Raw genomic sequence first — 9,840 nt, forward strand, 5'->3', positions numbered from 1 at the left:
CTTGTGCCGATAATTTTGTATTCCGTCAGCGCGCCATTGACGAGATATGCCGTGTCCCACTCGGCCCGATCGCACAGGGCAAAAGCGCGAAAGCGTCCTTGGCCCTGTCTGCCGTGAAGGATCCGCTTCTCCGCTTCGTCTGGTGATCGCGCTGTTTCCAGGAACCGCCCAAATGACCGAAGCCCTCCTGAGCATCCGCCATTGTGATGCCAAGTCCGTTGTCGATGACCTCGATGCGATCAAGACTGCCGAGGCTGTTGCGATTTAGCCGCACATCCACGACGGTGGCGTCTGCATCCACGCTGTTCCAGATCAGCTCCGCAATACCCAGCACCGGTTTCTTCGCTTTTGAGAGGCGGTCGATATGGTCCTGGGTGACTTCTATAGTCAGCGTCTGCATGGGACCTGCTTCCTTGTGCGGTGCAGTCAACATCATAAATAGCGACTCCTGACCGGTGCCCGCACTTTAGCCGCCAGCCTCATATGGAACACACAATCTGAGGGCCATGGATCGTCCTGTTAGCATATGTGTCGGCGCCAACTCACTGTCGGCCTACTCGATCCAAAATCATCCGTGCCAGGCTCACGCTCTCGGAGACCACGGCGGTAAGACGAGGAGAAGGGCGGCTGATATCCGGATCCCGCGCCAGACGAACGGCCGCTATGATCGCGGCGGCAATGACCAGCGTCGACTTCATTCGCGTCTGCTCTTGCATCTTCTCCGCCCAAGCCTCCCGCTCTCGCGCAATCGCTCGCTTCATTTCACCCATCAGTGCACCACTGATCGCATGGGCTTAGGACCAAGTCGATACGAGAGCTTCCCTCGGAAGATCTCGGATGGGAGATAGTTCCTCTTCTCGCCGCAGAGCGGACACTGTGCGGTAATCCAGGTGTCCGGCATCGTGCCAACGGGCGCCGGGATGCTTTCACCGCATTTCTTACAGCGAATTGTGAAATCGCATTGGCGAGTTAGCGGAAGATTAAACACGAGTGTCAGTATAGGAGAACAAAAGGCGAAACTTCAATCTGGATATCTGCTGGTCGGATTAGTGAGAGCGGCTAGAAGCATCTAAGTCTAATAATGACAACTGGTTAGAGAGCTACGTATTGATCTGTCGGCTGTAATCTGGCAGTATAAAGGCCAAAGTGATCGGTACGCTATGCGAATTGCGTCTTCCCCCACCCTTCGCATCGCAACCGGTTTGCTCATAGCCGTCCTGCTGAGTGTTGTCGGGTATCAAGTCGTCCGGCGGCTGAATTCTCATCGTCCAGAGGCGCTGCTGAAGCGAGCCGACGAGATGTCTTGGCTCAATAGCTGGATCGCCGCGGAGCCTCTCTACCGAAAAGCAGAAATCGAGTTCGAGCAGAGGCATCAGCCTTCGAGGGCACTTTACGCGCGTGTGAGCCAGATGCCGGCGCACAGCGAATCCTCGACCTCCATCCCAAGCCAGATTGCATTGCTCCGGCGCGATCTCGAACTCCCCGAGGCGCGCGAGCCGGAGACTCGACTCCGAATTCTAACCATTCTCGGAATGCTTGAAGCGAACTACGACGCCGCGATGGCGCACCAGACTTGGGCGGAGGTCGAGTCTTTGGCGATCCGGCAGCATCATCTCCTGCTTGCTTCGCGAGCAGTCGGCGAGCAGGGATTCGCTGCGTTCCTGCTCGGCGATATTGCGACAGCAAAGAAGGATGTGCTCAGGGCGTGGACGGTAGCGAAGTTTGCCGATCCGGCCGCCCATATCCGCTACGCGAGCATGTACGGCGCGGGTTTGTTGGAATTGCACAAATACAAAGAGGCCCTCGGACCGCTCGATGAAGCCATCCGGGTTGCCGCAAAGACTCGCGGAGCCGCATATCCGTCGATTGCCGTCGACGCGAAGATCGAGGCGTTGAGCGGTCTCGGGCGGAACCAGGAGGCCCTGGCACTGGCTGCTCAGGAAATGCAGAAAATCTCCGCCTATCATCTTGCGGGGCATCTTTATCAGCTCTACCAGACCAGGGCAGGCGTATACGAGCGAATGGGCCAATGGAGCCAGGCTGTGGCAGACCTGGAACAGGCCGTTCGCTATGCGAAGCAGCTCTCCTATTGGCGTGGGCTGACGCAGGTGGACGGGACACTTGCCGAGGCGTACATCCATCAGGGCGCTTTCGAGCCAGCTCTATCCGCGATCGACGAAGCCATCGAGGCCAACAAGAATATTCCCGATGAACTGTACTTCGTCCCCAGAAATCTGGGAATCAAGGCGGAAATCCTGTCGCGGATGGGGGATGTGAAGGCATCGAACGCGCTCTACGAGAAGAGCGCCGATCTACTGGATGCGCTCCTGAGCAAGGTGCCGACGCCAATGGTCGAGCGCGAATTGTTGAGCGATCTGAGCATGGTCTATGCCGGATACTTCGCTTCGCTCAGCGATCAGGGCAGAATGGCCGAAGCATTCCGGGCCATTGAGCGGGCTCGCGGACGCGTGGAAGCACAGGCCCTCTCGCATCATGAGATCGTGGCGCCGCACCAACCGACCGCAGCGGAACTCGAGTTGACAAGCCTGAACCTCAAGTTGCTCAACACCGACGACCCGAATGCGCGCGGTCGGATTCTCGATTCAATCTACACCACCGAACTGCAGCTCGGCACAGATTCCCAGGACATTGACCGACCACCCAATCCGGTTCCGCTCACCAGCTTGCAACACGATCTGCGACCCTCCGAACTGCTTGTCGAATATGTGCTGGGCGAACCTCACTCCTACGCCTTGGCTGTGACAGTGAATACTGTTCATCGCTACACACTGCCGCCGAAGTCCGAGTTGGAGCGGGAGGCGGCTCAGTATCGATCCGAGATTACACAAAAGAAGACGGACATGCCTCTGGCGCAACAGCTCTACAATGGGCTGCTTGGCGGCATTCCGGAAATTGGCGCGAAACACGATTTGATCATTGTGCCGGATGGCAAACTCCACCTCCTGCCTTTTTCCGCTCTTGCGAATTTGGGGCAATACGTCCTTACCACGCATTTAGTGACAGTGGCCCCCTCCGGGACCGTCCTCGACATCCTCAGGCATCGCGCCAACCGGACGATGCAGGACGATTTGCCATATGTCGGAGTTGCGGCCTGGGTATCCAAGCCTCCCCCGACCACGCTACTTGCCACCATCCGCCGTGCGGTATCCGGCCCAGAGAGACGAAACCTGGTCGCTCTGCCGGAAAGTCGCAATGAAGTGGAGACCATTGCGAGTGACCTCCCGAAACCAAGCACCATTCTCCTTGGCAATCACGCGACGAAAACCGCCTTCACGCAGCTTCCGCTCAATGAATACAAGGTCATTCACCTTGCGCTGCATGGATATGCCGATCCTGAGTTTCCCGATCGTTCAGCCCTTATTTTTGCGCCCCAATCTTCACCCGCTGATGATGGCTTGCTCCAGGTGCGGGAAATTCGGACCCTGCCCCTGAACTCGGAGCTAGTAACGCTTTCGGCGTGCGATACAGGAGTCGGTCCGGTTGGCGAGGAGGGCGTTGCCAACATCGTCAATGCATTCATCGAAGCGGGAGCACAGAGCGTGGTTTCGACGCTTTGGGAAATGGAAGACCGTTCTACAGCGCAACTTATGATGGCCTTCTACCGACACCTCAGCCTCAGGGAAGGCAAGGCGGAAGCACTGCGCGAGGCGCAACTCGAATTGCTGAAATCAGGATTCCCGCCATACTACTGGGCCGGATTCGAACTTGACGGTGAACCAGCCGCAACACTCTTTGGAGATTCGAAATCAACTCCCACTCTCAGGAGTAGTCGATGACCACAACGACCGCCACAATGCCCACGTTGCCGGTTCAACTCTCAGAGAAAGACCGGCACTCGATTCTTGAGAATGTGCTAGCCGCTTTGCAAAAACGATTCTACGCGCCCGAAAAACTCAATGCGGATTGGCAAGCGGCCGTGACTCGTCATAGGCCCATCATCGAATCCGCCGCAACCGGGGATGCCTTTGAGCAGGCCATGAGCGATCTTTTGGCCGAACTCCATGCGTCGCATCTCGGCTTCTTTCACGGAACGGCCCGGCGGGCGTCGAGCCGCGCAGCGCTCAGCGCAACGTACCTGGCGGATGACACGCATTATGGCAAGCGATGGATCTTTCAGGATGTCCACTCTGGCGGCGCCGCCGCGATTGCCGGCATTGAGCCCGGGAATATCCTGCTCCGCGTCGATGGCCGTGAAATCGTACCACCAGAACATCCAGTTTTTCCAATGGGGAAGCAGACGAGTGTCGTGATTGTCGACAATGAAGACAAACAACAAACCGTGTCTGTCGATGTGGCTCGTCCAAAAGGGAAGAAGCTCCATTTCATCGAACCGACCCTCGTGGAGTCGCGACGCCTCGAAAACGGCACAGGCTACCTGAAAGTCGCCATGTTTCCCGGCATGGTTGGAGTTGTGGTCGCCAACCAGATTTCCAGTGGGATCGCGAGTTTGGGCGACATTGACCGCCTCATTATCGACTTGCGCGGGAACACGGGCGGCGGAATCGGCGCACTGCGCGTGATGAGCCTGCTCACTCCTGACAAGATTCCGGCGGGCTTCGCGCTCGATCGCAGACGAGCAAATGCCAATATCGAATCCGAAAAGCTCACCTTCCCTCGCTTCTCCCGAATTCCGGTCTCGACAAAGAATCTATGGCTGCTCGCACTTCGATTCGCTCCATCGATGCTTGCGAAAAAGCCTATCATCCTCGAAACCGAAGGACTGGGCCCGAAGCCGTTCCAGGGACGGATTGTGCTGCTCGTGAATCGCCATACGGCAAGTGCCGCCGAAATGATCGTCGCCTTCGCCCGTGAGAATAATCTCGCGTTTATCGTTGGCGAAAAGACCGCGGGCCGGCTACTCTCCGCTACATCTGTCAAGGTGGGCAATGGTTTCCGCCTTGCACTGCCAACAGGCGCTTACCATACGTGGAAAGGTGCCATTCTCGAAGGAACCCCTATTGAACCGGATCTGGCCGTGGAATTTGATTGGCGAACTAGACGGGGCGGCGGGGATCTACAGCTCGAATACGCGATCGAACCGCCTCGAAGGACATCGACAATCAAAGCCAGTTAACCCTTTGGGCCTTTAAGGTCGTCGTTCTTGGAAACATCTTGAAGAGTGATTTCGCGATTGGGCATCAACTGAGAGAGCGAAACAGACGACTGACGACAAGCCCTTTTGTGGGGAGTAGTATTTTTCTCACTAGGCCCCCGTGTCTTTTCGCTCGCAACTGCCAGAGACGCGGGGGAGCCTGCGCGTGCGGGCAACGGTCGCCGGAAACTCCTCATTAGCGGGGAAACCAATTGAGGCTTCTGCCTTCTCAGGTATCCAAAGGCGAGGCACCGGCGGCCCGCGAGGTTGGAGGTAAAACTCAGTTGTCTAGCACCACCATCGAGCAGAAATTAGAGCAGCTATACGCCGCACTTGCAGAGATGCGGGTCACGGAGAAGCTGGCCTCGATGAGACCGGCGAGAGTAGATTCTGGGGGGCGGTTCGCTGCCACGCTTGATTTCACTAAGATCGAGAAGCCAGCGACGGCAGCGAACAGGGTTTCAACGCTCGTTAGCAACATCGCATCTCTAAAAGATCACCTACATGCGTGGTGCAGAAAGAACGGAAAGCCTGAGACCGGCGACCAGTTGATCAACAGCGATCGTGACGTTGCGATCATTCACGACCTCTGGAACTTGGATAAACACGCAGAGCTCAACCGGCCCTCCAGATCCGGGCTCTCGCCTCGGCTCCAGCCTGCACATACAACCCTAGAATTCAAAGTCACCACGTCGGAAGAAACACCGCTAATCACGATTCCAGTCTTCGGTGGACCTATCCAAGCTCATGGTGATGCTAACGTGCGAATTACTGCAACCGTGGTTGACAAGGACGGCAACTCGCTTGGAGACCTCGAGCCGATCTGCCTGAGAGCGGTTGCTGCGTGGCAAGCGGAGTTCGTAAAAGCTGGAATAAAGATCGTGCCGTCACCAGAACAACAAAAGGAATATACCCGGTTGTCTGCTCTGCTTCAGGCGATTGGAATACGCCACCGGCCGGAACTGCCAAGTGGTGCAACTTCGCTGCTGATGAAAGTGATGGACGGCAACGTTCTGGTGGAAGTGTATGACAGGATGGGGAAGAAGATTGGTGACATTCCCGATGCCAAGACTTCATCTGCCCTGCGTGACGCCTTGCAGCAGACCTTCCAGTCTGCAATCTCGCCCGACCACGACGGCGTAATTGCCATCATCTGAGAAGCGAGAGAACAGCTGACCTAATCCTCTGATTGGCATTCGGGCGCCCAGGCTTCGTTTTATCGGCCGACGCGCGCGATTCGAAGCCGAGGATATACTCCTTCATTTCACACGCTCCAAGAGCACCTGCGAGGGAACACTCGTCTTCATCATGCTCGCGAACGTGTCCATCACCTTGTCAACCAACATCGTGGTCGCTGCGACGTACCGCTCCGGACTTGTTTGGGCGCAGAACTGACGTAGATCGGCGGGAATGCCGGCGCCGAGCAGGAGGCGGAATTCGATGCCAGGGACCAGGAAGTCGAACGCCTTGAAGCCGTCCGGATGTCCCTCGCGCGGGGTATGCGCTGCTGGCAGCACCTGCCGGTTCGGCCACACCGACACCATGACAACCGCGTCTGCAGGGAACGGACCGCCCAGCAAGAACTCTCGTATCTCCTCCTCGTGCCCGTCCAAGTCGAGCCGGGTGGTCAGGCCGTCGATGCTCTTCCATTCTTGGACCGCCGCGCGCCAGAAGATGCTCATCGCGAAGTACACAAGCGCGTCCATGTCGATCGATGGAATTGCCGCGCCCGCATAGAGCGCGATCGTCGGGTGGACCACCACTGGCCCCGCCTGGATCAACGCGTCCTGCAGCTTGAATCCGTTCATTCGGGCCATGTTCGCGAGCACCCACGATTCACCGTTCCGGTTGAAGCGCTGCTCGCAATCGCTGCAGAACGCGTAGTCCCTGAGTTGCTGCGACGAGATTACCGACACCTGGGGCGTCATGAGCACAGGGTGCGGATTCTTCGCAGTGGGCGTCCGAAGCTGGGCGAAAATCCCTTTCGACATGAAGTGGCTGTCCTGTAATTCACCGATCCTCTGGCATAGCTTGCATGTTCCAACGCGCATGGGAATTGACCTTTCCAATAGCTATTTTACCTTTAAGTAAACAACGGTTCACAATGGTGCGCTTTCTCGTCCGCCGCTGGTCCAAACCTGAAAAGGTCGAACGATCCTCACTTGTCCGGTAGGCGTAAACTGCCTCTCCGTTACGAACCGTCCAACCGGATGCAGCGGTAAAGGGCTTTGAAGGCTTGTTCTCCGGACTGTCGCCGCAACACCGCTGATGCCGACCCGGTTCAGTACCGAGATCGGCTAGTCGGAAGCAATCCGCCCAGGCGTTCTGAACTGACGAGAACAGCCGAGTCGCTCATCGACGACACCGAATCGTTATTTGATCTGAAGAGGATAGTAGTACGCAGTCTGATCCTGCTCGTGTGTGGTCGAAAGGAAGTATGCACCTGTCTTTACGCTTTGCAAGTCGAGATCAACGGATATCTTTTGCTGTGCTCCGCTGGCGACGGTTGCAGCGGTCCCTTCTCCGACGACGCCATTTCCGTTTTGATCACGAGTGACTGCTACTAGGTATTGGCCGGCAACGCTGAAGCGAGGCAGGATGATCGTCAGGTGTACGCGCGCAGCAGGGAGCAATACAGCTTGCAACTGGCCTGGTTGCTGGCCGCGATAGGTGGCCGCATTCCAGAGATCGACAGTTTCAGGGATCGGCTGGGTTTGTGCGAGTGTCTGCTGCTTTTGGCTCTCATAACGAGACCATGCAACGAATCCGACAACGAGGATGATGCACGCTGCGCCCGCAAATGCCCAGGCCAGCGTCCGTCTTGACGTGTGGCGCTCCTGCCGGAGCGCCAGCAGGCGGTTCATGCAGCTGGGGCACGTTGCCGCGTGATCGATCCGCGGATCTGATAACGCGATAGTCTTCGATCGCCGGGTAAGCGCCTGGAGGAAGGCCTCATCCGGACATGGCCCGGAAGGAGTGGTTTCCCCCGCGAGTACCCGTCGCTGATGCTGCTGCACGATCCATTTCTCAAAGCGGTCCTCCACGCGGGACGACCGGCGCCAGCTCAGTCGCATTTCGGGGAATCTCCAGACCGGGACAGCCCTTGGAGCACCGACTCCAACTCCCGCAAGTATGCACGACGGACCGCCGTGTGATCCATCTCTAATTCTCCTGCAATCTCTCGCCAGGTGTATCCGTTCCAGCGCCGGTTTACGATGGCCCGTGCGAACGGCGACATCCGGGAGAGCAATTCAATTGCAAAGACGCCTTTTTCTGCTTCCAGTTCACCGGCGAGAAGCGATTCCATATCGAGCATCGACCCAAATGACAGTTCGCGGCTCCGCCTCGCGGAAAGCTGTCCCGCCCGGCGGCGAATGATGCTTTTGATACGGGCGATGAGTTTTTCGGGAGGAGCATCTGGATGACGCGCCATGTACCGGGATGCGTTGTGGACAGCGTGCTCCATCAATTCGCGCGCGGCATCCAGGTCGTTCAGGTAGGTCCGTGCGCACAGGAGAGAGTACGACCATGCTGCTTTCGCAGCGGCCTCCAATTTCTGATCAGAAGCCGGGTGCCCGGTCGTATAGGCCCAACTCCAAGTCAGCTCTTCCCGGCTAGGACCTGTTGGCGGCATTCGCGAGCTTCTGCCCGTGGGGGGATTTAACCACCGTCTTAACAGTAGTATAGGCGAACTTCTTTTCTTTCCCGCACAAAGCCGTGCCCCAAGATGCCATTTCAGATGCCTTTAGTAAGTAGGAGGCTCCTCAAAGCCTCCGTGGAAAGCCGCACGAGATTTCGAGACATCAGGGGTTTGACGGCGTCCTCGACGCGATGAATCGGATCGCGCTTCTGCTTGCGACGTGAGCCATGGCTTTCGCGTTGAGAGAGCGACTCCTCCAGAGGTTCCGCAGGCCCAATCACGTAATTTGCCCTGGCAATCACCGGAGATCGGTTATCGAGGCGCATATGGCAACTCTCCCCAAATTGCCAGAGCGGTCCTGTGAGTGGAGCCCCGAAGCTATGGCCATGGCAGCTCAGGCCAAGGTGCTTTCAGGAAACAAACTCGAACAGCTTGTTATGCGCCTGCAGCGCCTTACGGGGCGTCCCAAGGAGGCGTGCTGGCGCCTGATCATCCAGCACGGGATCAAGGGGCGGAAGGATCACCGACGATGGACGGAGTCAGAAATGGAGATCGTCCGGGAGGAACTGGTGAAGCGATCTATCGAAGAGGTGGCGAAAAAAATCGATCGAACACCAAAGGCGATCCGCAACATGCTCAGGAGGAACCAACTCAGCCTGCGAGAAATCCGATGCGATTTGTTCTCGGTAGAAAGTCTGGCCAGCGCGCTTCATGTTCGCAAGGCAGAGGTCGTCTTCTGGATTCAACAGAACTGGCTGCAGGCTTCAGTCGCCACTCAAGGCAAGCGGCGTTTCTTCATCATCACTCCGGAAGCGCTCAAGGTCCTTTACAAGCACCATCACGGGGATCTCATGAATCGCGGCATTCGGAACCAGGCATTATTTGAGGCTTACGTTGAATACTGCTTCGTCCCCAAACACACGGTTGGGGAGCAACTGCTAGTCGTCCGGCGAGACAAACGTGAACGGGCGGCTTTCGCAGCATTACGTGACCAGGCTACTGACAACGAAGAGGAGGACGATAGCGATGAGATCGATCCGGACATGGACGGGCGGTATCGCATCGAGATGGCAGAGAGGGGTAGCTC

General features: G+C 57.2%; 10 protein-coding genes. 4 read left to right on the plus strand and 6 right to left on the minus strand.

What is annotated here, in order from left to right; translation table 11 throughout:
- Nucleotides 1-25 precede the first annotated feature (25 nt).
- Together WCA10_RS03955 and WCA10_RS03960 are read right to left on the minus strand one after the other, a co-directional pair.
- The gene (locus WCA10_RS03955) at nucleotides 26-436 is read right to left on the minus strand and encodes an ATP-binding protein (RefSeq protein WP_472821193.1); all 411 of its coding nucleotides are present in this window, start codon (nucleotides 434-436) and stop codon (nucleotides 26-28) included.
- A gap of 106 nt (nucleotides 437-542) precedes the next feature.
- On the minus strand, nucleotides 543-761 hold the full coding sequence (locus WCA10_RS03960) for a hypothetical protein (RefSeq protein ID WP_472821194.1): 219 nt from the start codon (nucleotides 759-761) through the stop codon (nucleotides 543-545).
- A 399-nt stretch (nucleotides 762-1,160) separates the two neighbouring features.
- On the opposite strand from WCA10_RS03960, the gene WCA10_RS03965 reads away from it, so the two are divergent.
- From WCA10_RS03965 to WCA10_RS03975, 3 genes are all read left to right on the plus strand, one after another.
- On the plus strand, nucleotides 1,161-3,797 hold the full coding sequence (locus WCA10_RS03965; RefSeq protein WP_472821195.1) for a CHAT domain-containing protein: 2,637 nt from the start codon (nucleotides 1,161-1,163) through the stop codon (nucleotides 3,795-3,797).
- Entirely contained in the window at nucleotides 3,794-5,095 is a 1,302-nt protein-coding gene (locus WCA10_RS03970) for a S41 family peptidase (RefSeq protein WP_472821196.1), read from the plus strand. Before WCA10_RS03965 ends, WCA10_RS03970 begins: the two co-directional genes overlap by 4 nt.
- 302 nt (nucleotides 5,096-5,397) lie before the next feature.
- Entirely contained in the window at nucleotides 5,398-6,270 is an 873-nt protein-coding gene (locus WCA10_RS03975) for a hypothetical protein (RefSeq protein ID WP_472821197.1), read from the plus strand.
- Nucleotides 6,271-6,372: 102 nt separating this feature from the next.
- On the opposite strand, the gene WCA10_RS03980 is transcribed toward WCA10_RS03975, so the two are convergent.
- The 4 genes from WCA10_RS03980 to WCA10_RS03995 form a co-directional block, all read right to left on the minus strand.
- On the minus strand, nucleotides 6,373-7,047 hold the full coding sequence (locus WCA10_RS03980; protein WP_472821198.1) for a hypothetical protein: 675 nt from the start codon (nucleotides 7,045-7,047) through the stop codon (nucleotides 6,373-6,375).
- Between the two features lie 438 nt (nucleotides 7,048-7,485).
- Nucleotides 7,486-8,187 (minus strand): hypothetical protein, encoded by a 702-nt coding sequence (locus tag WCA10_RS03985; protein WP_472821199.1) that lies wholly within the window; start codon nucleotides 8,185-8,187, stop codon nucleotides 7,486-7,488.
- The gene (locus WCA10_RS03990) at nucleotides 8,178-8,747 is read right to left on the minus strand and encodes a hypothetical protein (protein ID WP_472821200.1); all 570 of its coding nucleotides are present in this window, start codon (nucleotides 8,745-8,747) and stop codon (nucleotides 8,178-8,180) included. Before WCA10_RS03990 ends, WCA10_RS03985 begins: the two co-directional genes overlap by 10 nt.
- 101 nt (nucleotides 8,748-8,848) lie before the next feature.
- Nucleotides 8,849-9,079, minus strand: a complete 231-nt coding sequence (locus WCA10_RS03995; protein ID WP_472821201.1) for a hypothetical protein — start codon at nucleotides 9,077-9,079, stop codon at nucleotides 8,849-8,851.
- Between the two features lie 60 nt (nucleotides 9,080-9,139).
- Between WCA10_RS03995 and WCA10_RS04000 the strand changes: the two genes are divergently transcribed.
- On the plus strand, nucleotides 9,140-9,840 hold a 701-nt coding region (locus WCA10_RS04000), incomplete at its 3' end, for a hypothetical protein (protein WP_472821202.1).

This window comes from Occallatibacter sp., from assembly GCF_049582745.1.
In the GTDB taxonomy this organism is placed as follows: Bacteria; Acidobacteriota; Terriglobia; order Terriglobales; family Acidobacteriaceae; genus Telmatobacter.